General features: G+C 36.1%; 18 protein-coding genes. 10 read left to right on the top strand and 8 right to left on the bottom strand.

What is annotated here, in order from left to right:
• Positions 1–452: 452 nt before the first annotated feature.
• From HCG69_RS20740 to HCG69_RS15615, 10 genes are all read left to right on the top strand, one after another.
• Complete coding sequence (locus HCG69_RS20740; RefSeq protein ID WP_255586122.1) at positions 453–917, top strand: hypothetical protein; 465 nt, start codon at positions 453–455, stop codon at positions 915–917.
• 6 nt (positions 918–923) lie between these two features.
• The gene (locus HCG69_RS15655; protein WP_007486178.1) at positions 924–1,382 is read left to right on the top strand and encodes a hypothetical protein; all 459 of its coding nucleotides are present in this window, start codon (positions 924–926) and stop codon (positions 1,380–1,382) included.
• A 93-nt stretch (positions 1,383–1,475) separates the two neighbouring features.
• On the top strand, positions 1,476–2,027 hold the full coding sequence (locus HCG69_RS15650; protein ID WP_221650812.1) for a hypothetical protein: 552 nt from the start codon (positions 1,476–1,478) through the stop codon (positions 2,025–2,027).
• 85 nt (positions 2,028–2,112) lie between these two features.
• Positions 2,113–2,553: a hypothetical protein gene (locus HCG69_RS15645; protein WP_221650811.1), complete on the top strand. Its 441-nt coding sequence runs from the start codon at positions 2,113–2,115 to the stop codon at positions 2,551–2,553.
• A gap of 141 nt (positions 2,554–2,694) precedes the next feature.
• Positions 2,695–3,150, top strand: a complete 456-nt coding sequence (locus tag HCG69_RS15640; protein ID WP_221650810.1) for a hypothetical protein — start codon at positions 2,695–2,697, stop codon at positions 3,148–3,150.
• Entirely contained in the window at positions 3,110–3,814 is a 705-nt protein-coding gene (locus tag HCG69_RS15635; RefSeq protein WP_221650809.1) for a hypothetical protein, read from the top strand. Before HCG69_RS15640 ends, HCG69_RS15635 begins: the two co-directional genes overlap by 41 nt.
• Positions 3,815–3,866: 52 nt before the next feature.
• Positions 3,867–4,478 carry a hypothetical protein gene (locus HCG69_RS15630; RefSeq protein ID WP_221650808.1) on the top strand — a complete coding sequence of 204 codons (612 nt, stop codon included), beginning with the start codon at positions 3,867–3,869 and terminating at the stop codon, positions 4,476–4,478.
• 123 nt (positions 4,479–4,601) lie between these two features.
• Positions 4,602–5,042 carry a hypothetical protein gene (locus HCG69_RS15625; protein WP_221650807.1) on the top strand — a complete coding sequence of 147 codons (441 nt, stop codon included), beginning with the start codon at positions 4,602–4,604 and terminating at the stop codon, positions 5,040–5,042.
• 550 nt (positions 5,043–5,592) lie between these two features.
• Positions 5,593–6,141 carry a hypothetical protein gene (locus HCG69_RS15620; protein ID WP_002561021.1) on the top strand — a complete coding sequence of 183 codons (549 nt, stop codon included), beginning with the start codon at positions 5,593–5,595 and terminating at the stop codon, positions 6,139–6,141.
• Between the two features lie 101 nt (positions 6,142–6,242).
• Complete coding sequence (locus HCG69_RS15615; RefSeq protein WP_255586121.1) at positions 6,243–7,229, top strand: hypothetical protein; 987 nt, start codon at positions 6,243–6,245, stop codon at positions 7,227–7,229.
• A 132-nt stretch (positions 7,230–7,361) separates the two neighbouring features.
• Here HCG69_RS15615 and HCG69_RS15610 read toward each other — a convergent pair whose 3' ends face one another.
• The 8 genes from HCG69_RS15610 to HCG69_RS15575 form a co-directional block, all read right to left on the bottom strand.
• A complete protein-coding gene (locus HCG69_RS15610; RefSeq protein WP_221650805.1) occupies positions 7,362–8,249 on the bottom strand; it encodes a carbohydrate kinase in 888 nt (295 codons plus the stop codon).
• A 33-nt stretch (positions 8,250–8,282) separates the two neighbouring features.
• Positions 8,283–9,449 carry an MFS transporter gene (locus HCG69_RS15605; protein ID WP_221650804.1) on the bottom strand — a complete coding sequence of 389 codons (1,167 nt, stop codon included), beginning with the start codon at positions 9,447–9,449 and terminating at the stop codon, positions 8,283–8,285.
• Between the two features lie 96 nt (positions 9,450–9,545).
• Positions 9,546–11,363, bottom strand: a complete 1,818-nt coding sequence (locus tag HCG69_RS15600; RefSeq protein ID WP_221650803.1) for a GH32 C-terminal domain-containing protein — start codon at positions 11,361–11,363, stop codon at positions 9,546–9,548.
• Positions 11,364–11,569: 206 nt separating this feature from the next.
• Positions 11,570–13,657, bottom strand: a complete 2,088-nt coding sequence (locus HCG69_RS15595) for a glycoside hydrolase family 172 protein (protein WP_221650802.1) — start codon at positions 13,655–13,657, stop codon at positions 11,570–11,572.
• A gap of 81 nt (positions 13,658–13,738) precedes the next feature.
• Positions 13,739–14,989, bottom strand: coding sequence for a T9SS type A sorting domain-containing protein (locus HCG69_RS15590; RefSeq protein WP_025866996.1), 1,251 nt, complete (start codon positions 14,987–14,989; stop codon positions 13,739–13,741).
• Between the two features lie 32 nt (positions 14,990–15,021).
• The gene (locus tag HCG69_RS15585; protein ID WP_195349752.1) at positions 15,022–16,560 is read right to left on the bottom strand and encodes a glycoside hydrolase family 32 protein; all 1,539 of its coding nucleotides are present in this window, start codon (positions 16,558–16,560) and stop codon (positions 15,022–15,024) included.
• 105 nt (positions 16,561–16,665) lie between these two features.
• Positions 16,666–18,060, bottom strand: coding sequence for a DUF4960 domain-containing protein (locus HCG69_RS15580; RefSeq protein WP_223381340.1), 1,395 nt, complete (start codon positions 18,058–18,060; stop codon positions 16,666–16,668).
• A gap of 17 nt (positions 18,061–18,077) precedes the next feature.
• On the bottom strand, positions 18,078–19,784 hold the full coding sequence (locus HCG69_RS15575) for a RagB/SusD family nutrient uptake outer membrane protein (protein WP_195660575.1): 1,707 nt from the start codon (positions 19,782–19,784) through the stop codon (positions 18,078–18,080).
• Between the last annotated feature and the right edge of the window lie 36 nt (positions 19,785–19,820).

The raw sequence follows: 19,820 nt of genomic DNA, 5'->3' as shown, positions 1-19,820 counted from the left end.
ACAATATTAAGAAATTTATTCTTATTAACGTTCATAAAGAACTATGTTTTCCATGGCAAAGATAATGGTAGAGGAACCGAACTTATCATATAGGGAAAATTAAGATAACATGCCGGGTAAATATGCATAACTATCCAAATAAAGGAAGATTATGCAATAAAACAGGGGTAGTAATTTACATTATTATGCAATTTATTCTCCAGTTATAGCAATGATTAGAATAAGTGTGTTATAAAAAACGATCATATAAGAACAAAAAGACAGGATAACTGCATTTTCTTGAAACTTTTACTAATTCCATCATGGTATTGCATTCGATAACATAAGAGAACAAATGTGTATTGGTGAGGAAAGGGATTATTTCTCTACTTACTCTCACTTTTCCAGTATTTTCTTTGATTAGTCAATAATAAATCCTTATATTGCGAACATTATCATTAGTAACTGCTACAATGAAGAAATCGTTAACCATATTCTTCGTCATCTTATGTAGTTGGCACCTATATGCTCAATTACCCATTATTCCGGTCCCCCAGCCCGCCACGATGGACACTTATGGAATAAACATCAACCCACAAACTCATTCCAGTACCCCATCTCCCTTTATTAAAAGAGCACAGTCTAATGCATATGATCCTAATGAATTAGAGCGACGTAATCAAAGAACACAACAAGAGATAAATGTAGCAGGATATATAACTGGATATCACCAAATTAGTTGGGACTTAGCCCGATGGCAATTCGATAAATTGCAGTCTAAGCAGGATAATCATCCATCTGTAGAAGGCTTTTCAAGCCAACGCGCACAGTTCCGAGGATGGAAAGATGGCATAAGAGGATCATTTAAAAATCCGTGGAAAGCAATACGTTGGCAATATAAGTCTGTACCAGGTATGACTAAATATTTTTTTAAGTAATTAAAAATGAGAAAAATAATAGTATTTGTATTAGTAATGTTGGTCCTTCTTTCTTGTGAACAGAAATCCGAACGAACAGAAATTAATTGTGTCTTTCAATTACCAGGTAAGGATGTTTTTGTGAAAACATCTAAACGCAAAGGAGGAAAGTTTGTTATTTTTTTCGCATTAGATTCCTTAATGCTAAAGAATAGTCAAGATTCTATCGAATTCCAAACGGGTGGTTACATTTATATGTTTATGGATACAACGAATGTTTATATAAAAGAATATGCTGCTCCCATACAGCATATCCAACATCAACATTTTAATTTCCAAATGATTTCTTTTAGTGATTATGATCGTTTTTCTGAAAATGGAAAACAAATAGAACCGTATTCTTATATAAACATTGATACGAGAGAGTATCACGTGGCAGTAGATCAGCAAGTTATAAGAAAAGGTGAACTTTATGGAGGTTGGTGACTCTGTTTTTTATGATCAAATAAGTAATCTTCCAGAGGGACGTTATCAAATTGTAGATGGAAAGGTTGTTTCATATTAAAAAGTACGTATATAATGAAAACATTATTTTCTAAAAAGAATATCAAAACGTTGTCAATACTATTGATTATTGATATAATTATGGTTGGTTGTTGGACACTGTACACTCAACCTGATAGTAGCCTTAGTATTATTTTATTATTTATTATTCCTATAGTATTTTTAGCCAATTTAGTGATTGCCGGCATATTCTATTTTATCAAGATGTATTATACACCTTTTTTAGTGATTAATGCTTTCTTATCTTCTTTTTTAGTGTACCTTTTTTTTGTACAGTATATTGAAATTGGTAAACGTATTCGCATGGATAGTTGGGAGTTTTTCATTGACGGACTCAAATATACCATATCGTGTGACGGCATTAATAGAGATGGTAGTTATTATAGTATCGAATATAGCCCTGAACCGGGTTTATCAATTGGTGGTGAGAATGAAAGAGGAATTGTTTTCGCTCGAAACGATACCGTATATTTTACTGCCGTAGATAGTACAACATATTTTATTTACAATAATCATTTATATGGATATAAAAATATCGACAAAATAAAAGTCAAAAAGAAGTATTAATTAGAGCTTGCTAAATAATTGAGTAATAAATCTTGTTATAACATAATTTTCCCATATCTATACTCAGCAAAATCAATAATAAAAGATGAAGAAAAATAGAAAGAGAATATTAATAATTATAGCCAGTATTTTCGCAGGGTGTGCACTTACTATTATTGTTATAATTGGTCATACATTGTATGAAATACAGACAGATTTGGAACATATTTTTACCAGACAGAAATCTTACTTTAGACAATCTAGTTTTTCCGGTAAAATCATAAAACGTTATCCATATCAACTGATGATAAAATATGATTCAACTGCAATTCTACCTCCAATGGGTTATCAATTTTTTTATAATTATTACTTTTTCGAACCGGACGACAGTACCGTACTGTTCAACGTACCCGAATCCATTTATAAGATTACAGAATTAAATGATTCTGTTATAAAAGAAAAAGGTTCAGATTCACTCAGAATAAATCAACATACATATAGATTATTAAGTGCAAAACGATTGGAGTGGTTACCTCGGAGCAAATGATTTATACTGAAAATGTAAATGTACAATGGTATGGTTAGAACACTGGTCTAAAAAAGCACAATCGATAATCTGTGGAAGACCCTACACTGGACAACTAAATCTATACCCAGTGGAATAAAATGGTATATAAAATAAGTAATTATGAAAAAAAACACTTTTATAATACTAGGATCATTAGCTTTTCTTTCCTGTGGCGAAACAGTCTATAGGGAAAATAATTACATGTTCCAATTACCCCAAAAAGATGTTTTCGTAAAAACGTCCAAACGTCCAGGAGGGAGATTTGTCATTTTCTTTGCACAGGATTCTTTATCACTTAATAATAGTAAAGACTCTATTGAACTTAGAACAATAGATTATATACAAATCATCGTGAATACTTCAGATATATATGCTCGAACATCCTACTCAACAATACAAAGTGTTGGATGTTCAAAATATAATATTGAGATTGTACCTGATAACTTTTTTATTAACCATTTCTTTGAGAATAATAAACGAAAGCCTCCATATACTTTCATAAATATAGACACTAAAGAATATAATATTATTGTAAATGAGCAGATTATTAAAAGAGGAAATATTTATGGAGAATAACAAAAAAAGAAATGTAACCATGAATAAATATTTAATATTTTACATCATTCTTTTATTTCTATCCTCTTGTAACAAAGTGATTACTGGACGAGTTGATAAAATACAATACACCCCATGGAAGGGAGGTAATGTATTAATGTATAAAATTAGTTTTTGTAAAGACGGAAAAATGGATTCTACTTATTTAATTGGAAACAGAATCTATGTTAAAGGCACTTATAATTCTTTTTATTTTGAAGTAGGTGACAGTATAAACATTAAATTAGGATTGACAGAATACCAAAACAAATTCATTAGTATTCATAAGTTAGTGAAAAGAGGAAATACATTTGTAGAAAAAAGAACAAAAACAATAGGAAGTTCTATCAATCGAGTAGATATTCCCCCTTTACTTCCAACAGCCTATAACAATGATGATAACACAGTAATAATAAACAACTTCTTCAACCAATGGTTTCAATATAATAAATTGAAAATAAGTTCTCCTATTGTTTTTTATGTTAATATTGATACTATAGGAAGAACCCATATCCACCACACATACAGTGATGATCCAAAAATCATAGATTGTATAACCAAAGGAGTAGATAAACTTCCATTATTCACTCCAGCATCTAACAATGGAGTAAAAGTAAACATAATAACTTCCTACGAATTAAAGTAATACGTTATCAAAACTCTCAATTTAAATACATGGACTGTCAAATAACAAACTTATGCATTATAGAATCATTTATATATTCATTTTACTATTAACGTTATTATTGTCTTGTTCAAAGAAAAATAGCGAAAGATGTAACTCTCTTTATGAAAAAGCTTTCAATCGCTGGCTTCAATATTCACTAACAGATAGTACATTATGTCTGGAAGAAGCAAAACTATATTTAGATAGTATTGATTGCAAACCTGTAAAAAGAAAAGTTTTTGAACTGAATCTTTCAATTAGGTATTTATTAAAAGACTACGAAGGAGGAAAGAAATATGTTGAATCATTTAATTCATCAGATTTCTCAACTAATTATAAAAAGGATATGTATATAAAAGCATTTGAAGTTGCTATATTGGAATCTAAAGGTGACACAGTAAATAGAAATCAATTATTCAAAGAACTTATCAATGAGATTCAACTCTATTTAAATAAAAATCCAAACGAAGAATCATTGTATGACCTATTTTTAGTAAAGAGAATAATAGAAGACCAAAATAAGATTCTTAAAGAAATAGAACATATACGTTCATCAAAACAGTATGAAGATAAAGTCATTGATAATATCATTCTGATGTTGACGGCTAACAATGATGAAAATAAGACATTTACATTCAATTGAATAATTCATAAAGGATGGCAAACGATAATGTATATGATACTTTATTTAGTCTGATCGTAAACAACATTCTACTATATTTTTGACTGTATACAACACTATATAAAATCTATACTGAAATAGAAGATGAAGAAAAATAGAAAGAGAATATTAATAATTATAGCCAGTATCTTCGCAGGATGTGCACTTACTATTATTGTTATAATTGGTCATGAGTTGTATGAAATACAAGCTGCCGCGGAACAAGCTTTTACTAAACAGAAATCTTATTTTAGACAATCTAGTTTTTCTGGTAAAATCATAAAACGTTATCCATATCAACTCATGATAAAATATGATTCAACTGCAATTCTACCTCCAATGGGACATCAATTTTTTTATGATTATTACTTTTTCGAACCGGATGACAGCACTGTACTGATCAACGTACCCGAATCCATTTATAAGATTACAGAATTAAATGATTCTGTTATAAAAGAAAAAGGTTCAGATTCACTCAGAATAAATCAACATACATATAGATTATTAAGTGCAAAACGATTGGAGTGGTTACCTCGGGTCAAATGATTTATACTGAAAATGTAAATGTACAATGGTATGGTTAGAACACTGGTCTAAAAAGCACAATCGATAATCTGTGGAAGACCCTACACTGGACAACTAAATCTATACCCAGTGGAATAAAATGGTATATAAAATAATCAATTACAATCATTTATGAATCCCATTAAAATAACATTGCTTACTTTAATAACAGTAATAATATTATTAGTCATATGTGGAACTATCTTTATTCAAAAAATCAAGGTAGATGCTCTTACTTTTTTGGTATATTCTTTTTATCTAACCTCTTTTATTTGTATGACATCTTTTGTTATAAGTTCATTTTTTTATCGTTCCTGGATAAAGAAACACAAAATAATTACTATTATAATCTTAACTATTTTAATCAGTTGGGTATCGATACTATTTTCTATATAAGTTCACTTTAAATACGGTAGCAGCAAGCAACTTACAGATATATAAAACATAGTGCCAGGCAGGTAATTTATTAAAATTAAAACAAAATCAATAATAGAAGATGAAGAAAAACAGAAAGAAGTAAAGATTATAGAATATGGAAACAAAAAAATCGCTAATACCAATTTATGAGTTAGAATTTTCGGATGGTATTTCTTTGAAAATTCATGTAAAGAAAGCAAAAACAGGTATACTAAGTATTATTTTATTTTTTGCACTTTCAATCTTTTTCATTCCGATTATATTCTTTATATATTTGGCTACAACCGGTGAAGGTATTCCTTTGGGTTTCATTATCACTTGCATCGTAGGCTTTCTTTCTTCTGGTTATCTATTGAAATTATATTTGTGGAATAAATATGGAACAGAGGTCATTATTATACAAAAGAAATGCTTAATTCTATATTATGATTACAAGCTATTCAAAGACAATTACCAAAAAATTCATTTTGAGTCGATTCAAGTTTATTTTGAGGACAATGGTATATTAATGAATGCCTCTCAAAGAGTCAGTGATCCCAAGGAAAATGCGAATATAAACAATGTGATTTGTTTTAATTTAGATGGTAAAGATGTAAAATCAGAAGGCGAAATACCTCTTGAAGAGATTATAAAAATCAGTAACTATTTACGTCAAACCAATTAACAAGCAGCACATATAAAATAAGAGTTCACATGTATCAAAATGAAATAGAAAAATTAAATAAAAAGTGTAGGATTTACCTTCTGTACATAATGACATGTATCATGGCATTACCTGTATATTCTCAAGCTACCTACATCAAAGAACAACTGACTCTCACCAATATGCTATCCGGCAAAGACTCCATGGATCTGCAAAAAGCAGTCTATGCCGTAGAAAATGCTTATTACAACGGCAACCTGAATGAAGAGATATTCAATCAGCAAATAGAATGGTATACTAATTTTTACCGCGGTATTATGCAATCCGGCGATATCCGTTATGAAGGACAAGGAGACGAGCAAGCAGCCAAGGCACAATGCGCCGTTTTCGTTTTCATGACAGATTCCATTCCTATGCAAGTTGGAGACACAGTAGCATGGCATACTCCATTTGAATATAACTTTGATGATTACGCCGGACGGGAAAACTGGAACAACATGTTTGTATCACGTATGATGGAAACGAAAAAAGGAAATTGCCACTCCATGCCACTACTCTACAAATTAATTATGGATAAACTCGGTGAGAAGTGCTGGTTATCACTGGCCCCTAACCATATGTACATAAAAGCATGGAACAAACGGGCAGGCTGGTATAATATAGAACTAACCTGTGCCGATTTTCCCACAGATGCCTGGTTGACAGCATCCGGATACATCCATCTGGATGCGATCAGAAATGGCATATATATGGATACTCTCTCCGTTCGGCAATCAATAGCTCTGTGTCTGACTGATTTAGCTCAAGGATACATGCACAAGTATGGGAGCGGGGACGGGCATTTCATTGTACAATGTTGTGATACGGCTTTGAAGTATTATCCGGACTATATCAATGCATTATTGCTAAAAGCACAAATTGTAACACAACAATATAAACAAAGCCCTTCTGTCACCATAAAGAAACAGATGAATGAGCTATACAGCAGAATTCATCAACTTGGGTATCGAAAAATGCCGACTGATATGTATTTAAATTGGCTCTATTCATTAAACGAATATAGCAACGAATACCGGATAAAGAAAATAATCAGCTATAAACAAAAATGAGTAATTACAAGGTTGTACACTTTTGCATAACAAAAGTGTACAACCTGACTATGCAAGAATGTACATTCTTGTTATACCAAAGCGTACACTCTTATATCAACTCATTATCAGCGCTTTACAAACAGATATAAGTTACGATAATCTGTCTTTCAAAACCTGTGGTAACTCAGGCATAGCGCCACTCTGAGTACATACATATGCAGAAACTTCAACTGCCAGTTTATGGGCTTCGGGCACACTCTTACCCTTCAATAACGAAGCACAGAAAGCAGCCGTAAACGAATCACCTGCCCCCACCGTATCGGCTACCGGTACTCTGGGTGTCTCCTGGAAAGAGACTACGCCCGGAGTAAATACATAGCTCCCGTTGGTTCCACAGGTCAGTATTAACATCTTCAAATTGTATTTAGCGAGGAGGATCCAGCATTTGTCCTGAAGATCGATACCCGGATAACCGAACATACGGCTGATAGCAACCAATTCTTCATCATTAATCTTCAGTACATTGCAACGCTGGCAAGACTCACGAATGATTTCTTTGGTATAAAACCCCTGACGAAGATTGATATCGAATATCTTCAACTGCTCATCTCCATCGGGCATCGCGTCAAGAAAACGATTGATAGAAACACGACTCACTTCATTGCGTTGCGCCAGCGAACCAAAGCAGAAAGCACGAGTACTGAGCGCCAAGCGTTTCAGATCATCAGTAAATGGAATATTGTCCCAGGCTACCCCCTCTTTAATCTCATAAAGAGGTATACCAGCACTATCGAGCGTTACCTGTACGGTTCCGGTAGGATAATTCACCACTTGCAACTGATGCTTCAACTGCTTTTCTTTGAATACCTCAAGGATTTCATCCCCTAACGCATCATTGCCAACAGCACTTACCACACGGCTGTCAAATCCAAACTGCGATACATGATAAGCGAAGTTTGCCGGAGCACCACCTATTTTTTTTCCTTCGGGCAGCACATCCCATAGTGCCTCACCCATTCCTACGATTATGTTATTCATACTAATTTACGATTAAACTATTTACAACTTAAATTACTTTTTAATGCGGAAAGTGTAGAATAAGAGATATGCTACTCCAACCGTCATTACGGCTACCGCACCGCTCTGTCCGATGGCGTCAGAAGCAACTCCCATTGCCAAAGGGAAAATTGTTCCTCCGAAAAGCCCCATGATCATCAGACCGGAAACTTCATTTTTCTTATTCGGCATAAACAATAATACCTGAGAGAAAATGATAGGAAATACATTTGAATTACCAAATCCTATAAAAGCAATACAAATGTAAATCATCATCAAGTCATGGAAAATAAACAATCCTGCCATTGCCATCAACATAAAAAACACACTGATAGCAAAGAAAGTTTTAGATGACATTTTACGCAGAATAAAGGATCCTAAAAGACAACCTATGGTACGGAAGATAAAATACAGACTGGTTGCGAAGCCTGCATCTGCTAATGTCATGCCTAAACGCTCCATAAGAATCTTCGGAGCAGTAGTATTTGTACCCACATCAATCCCCACATGACACATAATCCCGACGAATGAAAGTAAAATAAAAGGTTTACCCAACAAAGCCAGGCACTGCATAAAAGTGGAAGGCTTTCCTTCTTCCGGTTCTTCTACTATCGATGTAGCATTCAGTAACAGAATGGCAACAATCGATATAACCATGTAAATGGGGAAAAGTACACGCCAGCCAAGGTCGAATGAAGGAATGGCTTGTGTAGCCCCCCACATAGCGATGTAAGGAGCAAGGAAAGAAGCAATGGCTTTTATAAACTGTCCGAAGGTAAGACTACTGGCAAGTTTGTCACCACTAACAATAGTAGAAAGTAATGGATTCAGTGAAGTCTGCATCAAGGCATTACCAATACCAAGCAAAGAAAACGAAACAAGCATCAATACATAACCATCTCCGAAAATAGGGAGAACCAAAGATGCAAAAGTGATTACAAGACTAAGAAGTACCGTTTTTTTACGTCCGATACGATTCATCAACATACCTGTAGGTACGGAAAAGATAAGAAACCAAAAGAATACCAGTGAAGGAAAGATATTTGCCTGAGCATCTGTCAGACCAAGATCTGCTTTTACATAATTAGAGGCGATACCTACAAGATCAACAAATCCCATAGCAAAGAAACAAAGCATCACCGGGACAAGCTTCGTTAGCGAAGCATTTTTAGTATTTTCCATTATTTTTGAGTTGTTAAGTTGGGAAGTTTTTAAGTTGAGAAGTAGTTAAGTAGAAATGTTTTGCTTAGATAAAGCAGAACTATCCACTACTTACTACTATCTACTTACTACTAATTTATACACAGTAAATGAAGTCACATTATAGCTTCCGCCTTTGGCATAAAAACTAATGCGATTGTAAGGTTCCGATGGGAACACAAGGTTCGTCATCGCAAACCGGCCATCGTCGCCGAAAGCTTCAACACTCGATTTATCAATGAACAGACGAAGTTTCATTTCATTACTACCCCCGATAGGAGCCATTGTAACAGTTGGAAAATCTTTGCTGAATGATACATTTCCACTCTTTGTACGATCCATAGAGAATTTCTTCTCAATCAGATTGTAGCTCATCTCCACTTCTTCTCCTTTTGAATTGAATAGTTGAAATCCGATAACTTCGGCATTTTTATTTTTGATAGTCATCTCTATTTCGTAAGTATCCGTGTTGTCGGCAAAAAGCTTATCCATATTATAAGTACGGTCTACTTTGAAAGTACGCTTCTTTATTGCTTTATCACGTAACTTAAGTAACTCCTTGGAAGGAGTACACTTCACGTAAGTCTCCCCATTGAAAGTATAGAGTGAAAGATCACGAGGTACAGAGTTTGCACTACGGTATTGTTGAGTCGGAACATTGTTCGCATATTCCCAGTTACTCATCCATGCCAAAGCGATGTGACGGCCTTCGGGGGCATTACTCCAGGTTACTGTAGCATAATGATCTTTCCCCCAGTCCATCCATTTGGTTAAAGCCGGAGAGTCATTTACAAACTTCTGTCCATCGAATGAACCCACAAAATACTGCGTGGCCGAGCCACCGAACGGCCCCCCCGGATTAAGGTTACAGATAAGTACCCATTTCTTTAATTCAGTGCCTTCGACAGGTAGTTCTATAAGATCAGGACATTCCCATACACCACCGTGAGCCCCCTGTCCTTCACCGAATTTACTTTCCAAAGTCCAGTCTTTCAGGTTAGGAGAAGAATAAAGTTGCATCTCCTGTCCTACAGCAAGAATCATAATCCATTTCTTTGTATCTTCATGCCATATCACTTTCGGGTCACGAAAATCACGTTGGGTGGAAGTAAGAATGGGATTACGGGCATACTTTTTGAATGTCTTTCCGTTATCGAGGCTGTAAGCCATACTCTGTACCTGACGGTCACTTGCCGAGGTATAAAAAGCCACTATGGCTCCGGCACCAAATCCGGCAGTATTGTCTTTATCTACCACACATGAACCACTAAAGATCGTACCCAGTGCATCCGGAGAGATAGCATCGCCATGATGCTTCCAATTTACTAAATCCGTACTGGTAGCATGTCCCCAATGCATATTCCCCCACATAGAACCGTAAGGGTTGTGTTGATAAAACAGATGATAAACACCATCCTTATATACCATCCCATTCGGATCATTCATCCATCCATAAGCTGGTGTAAAGTGATATACCGGACGGAATTTTTCACAATTGGAAGTATCATATTCATCAGAAAGTTTCATCTCTTTCCAACATATAGCCGAATCCGGAATAAGCTGAAAATTGAAAGAAAGATGTTTGTTATCAAATCCGGTAAGGTCAACTGGTACAAAGTAATCTACTTTATTAACAGCCAAACGGACATTCATGTTACGCACTACATCGTTATCAGCTATCATATACAATTTTGCTTCGGGCGAAGCCTCTTCTACCGGAAGAAGCAAAAACTTTTTCTGCTCTTCTATCTGGACAATACTTTGTCCGTCACCTAAATGTTTAATCACGAAAGGAGGATTTATAGCCGGACAAGAACAGACAGAAGCAGCAGTCCCTACTATAAACAAGGAAAGTGTTTTTCCGATTTTCCGCCAGGAATCTTTTAAATGAAACATGTTGTTATGGTATTAAGATTTTTAAATTCTACTGCTGCAAAGATAGGCGCCATAGCATAGAACGCCTATCACATTTATTGCAAACTATATTATATTTGTTACATGGGTTCTCATTTGCCCAAGTCTGAATATTCGGTATTTATAATATTTGATTCATTCTATACTAATAATGATACGTCTGTCTTTTATATATTTTACTCAATCATTTATTTCACAGCATTTAATATCAAACAATCTAATCCGAAAATACCACCCGTACCATGGGCCTTTTCATTCTTACCAACCAGCTCTATTTTTAGACGTATTTTTCCATTCTCCGGATCATAGCGTCCGATGCGAATAGCCCCGGAATTAACAACACCATATTCAGGCGCACTGCAACCATCAAACAAGGTTGGAGATTTATGTCCATTTACATAAAAGCCGATAATACCATAATCCGGTGCTTTTGTTCCATGAACAGTTATATCATATGGTTTATTCTCAGGCACCTCAAATTCATATTCAATAAAACTACCAGTTTTCCCATGTGTACAGATCAATTGCTTACTCCCACTCCACTTTCCTTTAGAGAAAGTAAGCATGCCCTGACCATCAGTAAATAGTTCTTCGGATTTTGCTGTGGGAGTTAATTTTTCAAACTCTATCGCATTCGTTGCAATCTTGTAAGCGGCCGGATCCGCTGGTTGAGGCAGTAAAGGACGTGTTACCTCCTCTATCAATGTGCTGTTTTCTGCTTTTGCGTTCAGATCACCATACCAATATACAGTAGCAGCATAATCAACCTCACCCGATATCCAACTCAACATTTCTATATCAAAACGAAGGTGTCTATTAAACGGGATCTGATCCAGACTACGGGTTCGGAAAAATGTATTATACCCGATTGACGTTTCAGCATCTGCACGGGTTGCCCCTCCAAACGGTGTATAGAAAGGAATGACAGGAGCCCAGGAACAATTGTAATAATCTTCTGTGCCTGTGCCAAAATGAGAAGGAAAGTCTTTATCATCATCCACCCATATCTTTTCATCTCCTTCTCCATACCATGCTAATGTATGATTAAAAAGCGATAATACATCTCCTTTATAAACTCCACGCCCATTTAATGTTGCAAAATTCCAATCGATACATGCCGCATCATTATCCGGATTTGCTTCTACATGAATGCCATTTTCCTGTCTCCATGAAGAATGAAAATAAAGGCTGCGTTCATCCCATTTCCAATCATCCACACGTATTTCGATATCAGCTTTTACTGTGGTAGAAGATAGGTTCACAAGTTTAAAAAACGCATTACTCTGATAAGGCATTACCCAACGGCTAAGTACATGCCCTTTGCCATCAGCAGAAACATACCAGCTATCTGATTTGTGTGCTCCCATACCTGCTCCCGAGAAATCACTCAAAGGCACGGTAACTGTCTCCACACCATCAAAACTCATTTTAATAACCTGTTCGCGCATCGCCTGTTCATAATGTACTGAATCCACCTGAATATTTATAGATAATAAACGGACAGCATTCGTTCCTTCGGGCAAAGCAACCGACAATGAATCTTTTGAAAACAACTCTTTGGATTCAGTTAACAATGTTCCCTTCTCATAAGAAGGATAATTCCGGAGTAATGAATCCACATATAATATCTTATCTTTATTCTGCTCTACGAGCTCAACAGAAAAAGTTTCAACTTTTGTTCCTACCGGATAACTACGATAATTTATTCCATAGTATTTAGGAGAAGGCTCAATTGAATCCGGTAATTCAAATGTTATCTTACATCCATTACTATAGGGTATGGGTAAAAACAATGTATTACCTCCTTTTCCATCCGGAGTATAATTCGGATGTTCCTGCACTAATTCTTTACCTATTGACAAACCGGAACGGAGCAAATCATAAGCCGGTATCTCCCATTGGGCATCCCCGGCATGATTAAAATAAAAACGCATTATACCACGTTTATCCATTGTTGTTAACCAGAAACGCGTAATAACGCCCGGACCATCCTGATCAAATAAAACATTTTCTTTTCTCCCATTGATTGTATCAACACGGATTATCCCAAAACCATCATTATTGGCAAACCAGCCTGCTGAGTCCGGATGAACAGAACGGCGGTCGTAACTACTTTCCTGACGGCAAGAAAATGGTATGGCGGGAAAACGGGCACTCTCTTCGTAATCAACCATTTCATCTAATAATGAGCTAAAGGTAATATCATATTTTTCTTGTTTACAAGAAAAAAACGACATCATGCTAAACAACAAAAGCAAACAGCGTGTATAATTCATATCGGCATTCTTTAAAGTTTTATAAAAGAAAGTGAAGAGTCATGTTCAATCCCTCCTCTTCACTTTCCATACATACTAAAATTATCTATTCATCATTTTCTCAACCGTCACATTTCCTTCTTTATCTGTTTGACGAACAACATAAACTCCTTTTTCCAGATTGTCTATAACGGCTTCTTCGTTTGCACCGAATGTTGTCATAAGCATTCCTCTGATATCATAAATCTCAGTCTTCACAATTTCTTTCTTATCCTTTGAATATAAAGGAATGGATACAGTTTCACTCGACAAATAAAGCTCATCTACATATATATCCACAGGTTCGGTAAAACTTGCATCTTCTTTCGTATCTACAACATGAGCCTGCAAAATAATAATTTGCAATGGAGCACCCTCCAACAAATTGTCAGGGAATACAAATTCTAATTTTTGCCATCTACCCACCTCTGTATAATCAGCTGTCAGAATTTGTTTCTTTTCCTCACCAGGAGACTGTAACTCCAGACTTACCGGTCCTGCTATACTCTTCTTTACCATCATCGTCATACATCTGAATTCATTTAAATTATTCACCTTAAAATTACGATTAATGGCACCGGAAAATACTTCATCATTCTTTTCTCTCTTAATCCACAAACACTTGTCAGTGGTATTGATACCTGTCTGATCCGGATTAGCAACAATTCTGGCTTTTCTGCTGAACTCATCTCCCGGGAAAGGAATCCATCCACCAGCAATTTTATCTTCTCCATTAAAACCAAATTCCGGCATAGCCTTATGTAAAGTAATCTCATCGGCATACATAATGCAATCTTCGAAATCATCATTGTTATTTTCATCTTCACGATGAATTTCAATCAATATTTTGGTAAGTCCGGTTGCTCCAAGCCCTGAAACATTTATGATCGGAAATGTCAACTTCTGCCAGGAATCATCGGTGGCAGTATATTCTGCATATATCATACCGCTTCCTCCTGTTGGACTCTGTAATTCAAGGCAAACTTTCCCAGGATAGGGCTTTTTTACTAACATCGAAATCGAATTATAGTCAGTAATATTAGGCACACTAAAACTCTCGGATAAAGCGCCTTCCCAAGGCCATCCTATCTCGTCAGAGCCACCCGTCTCTTTAGGACGATTCATTGAGATACATTTAGCTGTCGAATTAACCGCATCCGGAGTTGGATTATCCACTTCCTGTACATTTGTCGGACCGGCAAAGTTGTGCCATTCAACGCCCGAAGTTACATCACCATAAATAACTAAATCATCTTGAGCCAATAATGTAGAAGTGGCAGCAAGTGCAGCAACGAGTAAAAATGTCTTTTTCATGTTATCAATGTTTTAATTTATTAAATAAAGGATTATTCATATACTTTTATATCAGAGAAAGAAATCTCGGTTCCCTTATCTGTAAAAATTGCCCAAGGATTTTTAGGCATTTTGTCAATACGATTAGAGAATGCAATCTTATCATTTACATACATCACACAAACTGATTTTTCAGCCACAATCTTCACCTTAAATTGTTTATCGGCCGGAACTGCCAATGTAACATCGGTTTGTGCAGGAGTAGTCCCACGTGTCAAATCATCTTTTGACATTATCATTTTCTTGGATTTCAAATCAAAACGAATAGAATAAACTTCTGTTTTATCATCACATGCTCCAAAAGCAAACCCAAAAACATCTTCATCGCCGGTGGCTTTGACAGTTGCTTCTATTTTGCATGTCTTATCCAATCGCGGGAAGGACACTGAAGCCACATCCGAAAGAACATATGAATTCTCTTTCTTGACAGCTTTCCCGGATTTATCAATAAGTACTGTCTTTTTCAACGTAGTAAACTTCTTATCAATTCCGTCAGGAAGTTTAAGATCAATGGTTCCGTCAGCATTAAACAACATATGATGGCAAACCAAAGAACCTCCCCACTGATCGGGATCACCATCACCGATACGCGTCGGACACCATCCCGCCAAATAACGTTCTTTTCCGTTTGACATCGTTTTTCCGGCATAGAAAGCAATGCCATCAAATATATCATTGGCAGGTTTTATCCATGGCCCTTTCAATGACTTGGCATAACGATAATGTACTTTACGATCAGCTACATTCGAATAAGTCAAATACCAATACTCTCCTTCCTTAAAGACATCGGCACATTCCATAACCCAGATAGCCGGATCTGTATAAAGAGGTTCCTGCAATGTCCATGCCTTTGCGTTCTGTAACTCTTTAGATGTGAATAAAGCCAATGTTGCCCCTGCATTCGTATGGGTTGTCACCACCATTTTATACAATCCGTCTTCTTCATCATAAAATACATGTGGATCACGACAATCATTTTCCACATATCCACTTTGTCCCCTAAGAGAGAGATAGAAATTATGTTCACCCTTCTTTGTCCAGGTCTTCATATCCTTAGAGGTAGTTAATAAGATAGCCTGTGTAGGTACTCCCATCTCCTGCCACTTCCATTGATGCCCTGTATAAAACGCACAGTATTCTCCGGTAATACGATCTTTAATTACACCACCTGTTCCTAAAGCTACATCCTGCTCTTCTTCTTTCCCACAAGGGATGGTTTCACCACCAAAAGTAAAAGAAGAAAGATCGGTGGAAGAAACCATATGCCATGGATGTAAGAAAGGATACCCCGAACGCCAGTCCTGTAAATAGAAAATATAAAATTTACCGTCATCATAATAAGGTATCGGATCACCTACCCAGCCATTTGCAGGTTTATACCAAGTAGTATAAGCACCTTTCTCGCTGGCAGATTGACAATCAGTGGTTTTATCCACCACCTCTTCTCCTCCGCCATTTGAAGGTTCGCTATCACTACATGCCCATAAATTGAAAGTTGCGAACATAAACAAAACATAGATATACTTTTTCATAATTATGATCTCTATTTATTTTGACTACTAAAAAAATAAGTTTGTTGTTTATAGTAAAGGATAGGATACATCGTTGACAAGCAACGATGTATCATTTTACACCAATTATTTAGTGAGATAATTGAAAACATTCAACGTCATCTTTTCTATATTAGAATAGTATGAATTTGACGACACATTTTCTTTCTCATAATACCAGTCATAAGACGGGGCTCCGATACAAACAGCAGTTCCTTTTCCACCTTCGATACCATCAAATACCGAAACAGCAACTTTTTCATTACAATCATCATCCCAATTGAAAGAAGCCAATGGTGTACCACCCGTCTTTGATGCCCAATCTGCCCAGTCTTGTGTATAAGGGGCAACAAGATCCCACGGACATCCGATATTCCTTCTCCAGGATATCTCTTTCCCAACAAGCCAAACTACCGGCCACGATTGAGTGGTTTTATCAATTGTCACTCCTTTATAAATAGGATGCTCTTCACAACCGGTAATAGCAATACCCCAAAGTTCACCAGGAGCATTCACCTGCCCGGCATCACCAAAACTGCCAAAAGCATTGTTTGGAGTATATGCAGCAGGGGTGATACCCAGACTTCCCGTATAGAGACAAGCTGTTCCGGAAAGGAAAATATTACCACCATTGCTGTAATATCCTTTAATTACATTTGTCACATTCTTATTAGCAGCAATAACCGGCAGTGTATTCGCTTGTTCATAATGGAACCATACCGCTGTAAACTGATTGAGTGAAGCAGCGCCATCTTTCAATGACTCCAATGATACATATTTACTGTTCGGAATATTTTCCATCATCCATTCTGCCGCAGTCTTTTCATCAGCATTAGTCAGTCCGTCAATGGTTTCGGCCGTACCCAGGAATGCATAGGTATGATCACTTTGTATTACAGAAACCTCATAAGTAAAGGTTTCATTCATATAAGTAAGTGTATAAACCACAGGGTTAGTGAAATCTTGTATTTTCGAATTTTCCGGAGAAATAGTAGCTCCCTCTGTATATTCGATTGTAGGAATCAGTTTTGTGATATCAATAGTGGTAGGAACTGTTACACTAATCGTGTTATTAACAGGATCGATCGTACCGACATATCTACCATTGAGTATAAACTTAGTAATTCTGGCATTCAATACTTCAACTGATACTTTATAAGTATTATATAAATTACCGTTTGTCACTTTATATTCCACATTTCCGGAAAAATTCTGTGATTCGCCACTACCCGGAGTTATAACAGCGTTATCTGCAACCTTAATATCAGGCACTAATGAAGTAACATCCGACTTAGGCGGAAGCATTACCTTGATCATCATGGTTTCATTATCGATAACTCCTTGCACCCCATTTATTGTAAACTCATGAATATTCACGTCTTGTGAGAAATCCAATGAATCACGTTTGTCGTCATCACAAGCTGTCAGAAACAGGCAAGATACAGACAACATTATCATTATTAAACTAAAATACTTTTTCATGAATTGTCTATTTAAGATTATTTCCATCCGTAATTCTGCTTGTATAAATCTTTACTATAACCTATCTGCTGCTGAGGTATAGGAACATATTCATTTTTATTTTTTGTAAATACGGCTTCCTTCAGATAGGAACGTCTTGCTTTTTCCGATTGAAAATACTTATTCATCGTTTCACTGCAAATCCCCCAACGAACCAGATCAAAAAAGCGCATATTTTCCATTGCAAATTCCAGACGTCGTTCCCATCTCAAAGCATAGCGGGCAAAGTCTTGATTCCAGGTGCAATTGTTTCCATCCTCATAAAGTGCAACTTCCATAACCGGTTTCAAATCCGGATCACTATAATTTACCATCCCATTCGCACTATCCTGTGCACGTTGACGAACCTGATTTATTAAAGGTAACGCTTCCGGTTCACGGTTTAATTCAATCAAAGCTTCAGCTCTTATCAATAAAACATCGGCAAAACGAATGAGAATTTTATTCATCGAATTGGCATAATACGGAGAAAGGTTAACAAAACAATCACAGGAAGGGTCTACATTCTCTTTCAATGAAGCATAATTACCGTATACTTCCGGGTTACGATTCCACGAATTCTGGAAAAGAAGATCCTCATTGTATTTATAAGGAAAACCATCCATTGCTACCGTACTGAATAAACGAGGATCAGCCGCTTTACTTTTCGAATAATTGGCTATATCATAATTCTCCGAATATACACCGTTGTTTACCTTGAACATCGGCAGTCCTTTGCTTGTCTTAAACGCATTTACGAGATTCTGGCTCGGCTTATGGAAATCACAACATCCCAATCCCTGCGGAACAGAAAGAAAATCTGCAAAATTCAGGTTACCAAACATTGTACCATCATCTTTAGAGAATTGAATGGCAAAAATACTCTCTTTCCCATTCTCAAATTCCGGCATAAAATTATAAGCGAAATCTGTTTCCAAACCGTAATTTGACTTCAAGACTTCTCCGGTATATTTTACTACTTCTTCCAAATCATCAACGTCAATTGAAGTTACTTCATATTTTTCATTCTGACGATAAGCTTTATATAAATAGGCCTTAGCCAGATAAGCAGCAGCGGCATATTTATTAGCTCTTCCTAAATCGGCCTGCTTCTCTGGCAGATTATCAAAAGCAAACTTAAAATCTGCAATAATTTTATCCCACATCTCAACATCAGTCAATTCTACATTAGATATGAACTGATATTGATGTTCGGGGACCGTCTCATCAACAAAAGGGATATTCTTGAAAAGTATTTTCAATAAGAAATAAAAGTGTCCTCTTAAAAAACGCATTTCTGCTTGTCGGGTCACCTTATTCGGAAATTCTTTTTCTGATACAATATTCAATGCATTAAGAGCCGAATTGACACGGGAAATACCACAATACTGCACAAACCAGTATCCATCCGGTTCACCAAAAGTAGTCACAATATGTGTACCTGTCTCATAACAATGCTCTGTATAACCATCGTTTGTTCCACCGCCACCTTTATATGCATCATCAGAACGGACATCACCCCAGGCCCATAATTTCACATCACGTTGATTCATTAATGAAGCATAAGCAGCATTACAAAATCTCTCTGCATCATTTGCCTGATCCGGATCCAAGCCATTTTGGGTAGCTACATCCAGAAAATCGGAACAAGCTGTAAACATTAATGCAGCTCCAATAAAACCCAATATATATTTTATCTTTTTCATGTTTCTGTTAGTTTATTTTCGCATAATATTTGAAAC

Source organism: Bacteroides sp. K03, assembly GCF_019734355.1.
In the GTDB taxonomy this organism is placed as follows: Bacteria; Bacteroidota; Bacteroidia; order Bacteroidales; family Bacteroidaceae; genus Bacteroides; species Bacteroides nordii.
Note: the sequence above shows the minus strand (reverse complement) of the source record. Positions and strands in the feature narration are given on the sequence as shown.

Coding starts and splice junctions, on each gene's coding strand:
- HCG69_RS20740 (WP_255586122.1), top strand. CDS start 453: ATGAAGAAATCGTTAACCATATTCTTCGTCATCTTATGTAGTTGGCAC.
- HCG69_RS15655 (WP_007486178.1), top strand. CDS start 924: ATGAGAAAAATAATAGTATTTGTATTAGTAATGTTGGTCCTTCTTTCT.
- HCG69_RS15650 (WP_221650812.1), top strand. CDS start 1,476: ATGAAAACATTATTTTCTAAAAAGAATATCAAAACGTTGTCAATACTA.
- HCG69_RS15645 (WP_221650811.1), top strand. CDS start 2,113: ATGAAGAAAAATAGAAAGAGAATATTAATAATTATAGCCAGTATTTTC.
- HCG69_RS15640 (WP_221650810.1), top strand. CDS start 2,695: ATGAAAAAAAACACTTTTATAATACTAGGATCATTAGCTTTTCTTTCC.
- HCG69_RS15635 (WP_221650809.1), top strand. CDS start 3,110: ATGAGCAGATTATTAAAAGAGGAAATATTTATGGAGAATAACAAAAAA.
- HCG69_RS15630 (WP_221650808.1), top strand. CDS start 3,867: ATGCATTATAGAATCATTTATATATTCATTTTACTATTAACGTTATTA.
- HCG69_RS15625 (WP_221650807.1), top strand. CDS start 4,602: ATGAAGAAAAATAGAAAGAGAATATTAATAATTATAGCCAGTATCTTC.
- HCG69_RS15620 (WP_002561021.1), top strand. CDS start 5,593: ATGGAAACAAAAAAATCGCTAATACCAATTTATGAGTTAGAATTTTCG.
- HCG69_RS15615 (WP_255586121.1), top strand. CDS start 6,243: ATGGCATTACCTGTATATTCTCAAGCTACCTACATCAAAGAACAACTG.
- HCG69_RS15610 (WP_221650805.1), bottom strand. CDS start 8,249: ATGAATAACATAATCGTAGGAATGGGTGAGGCACTATGGGATGTGCTG.
- HCG69_RS15605 (WP_221650804.1), bottom strand. CDS start 9,449: ATGGAAAATACTAAAAATGCTTCGCTAACGAAGCTTGTCCCGGTGATG.
- HCG69_RS15600 (WP_221650803.1), bottom strand. CDS start 11,363: ATGTTTCATTTAAAAGATTCCTGGCGGAAAATCGGAAAAACACTTTCC.
- HCG69_RS15595 (WP_221650802.1), bottom strand. CDS start 13,657: ATGAATTATACACGCTGTTTGCTTTTGTTGTTTAGCATGATGTCGTTT.
- HCG69_RS15590 (WP_025866996.1), bottom strand. CDS start 14,989: ATGAAAAAGACATTTTTACTCGTTGCTGCACTTGCTGCCACTTCTACA.
- HCG69_RS15585 (WP_195349752.1), bottom strand. CDS start 16,560: ATGAAAAAGTATATCTATGTTTTGTTTATGTTCGCAACTTTCAATTTA.
- HCG69_RS15580 (WP_223381340.1), bottom strand. CDS start 18,060: ATGAAAAAGTATTTTAGTTTAATAATGATAATGTTGTCTGTATCTTGC.
- HCG69_RS15575 (WP_195660575.1), bottom strand. CDS start 19,784: ATGAAAAAGATAAAATATATATTGGGTTTTATTGGAGCTGCATTAATG.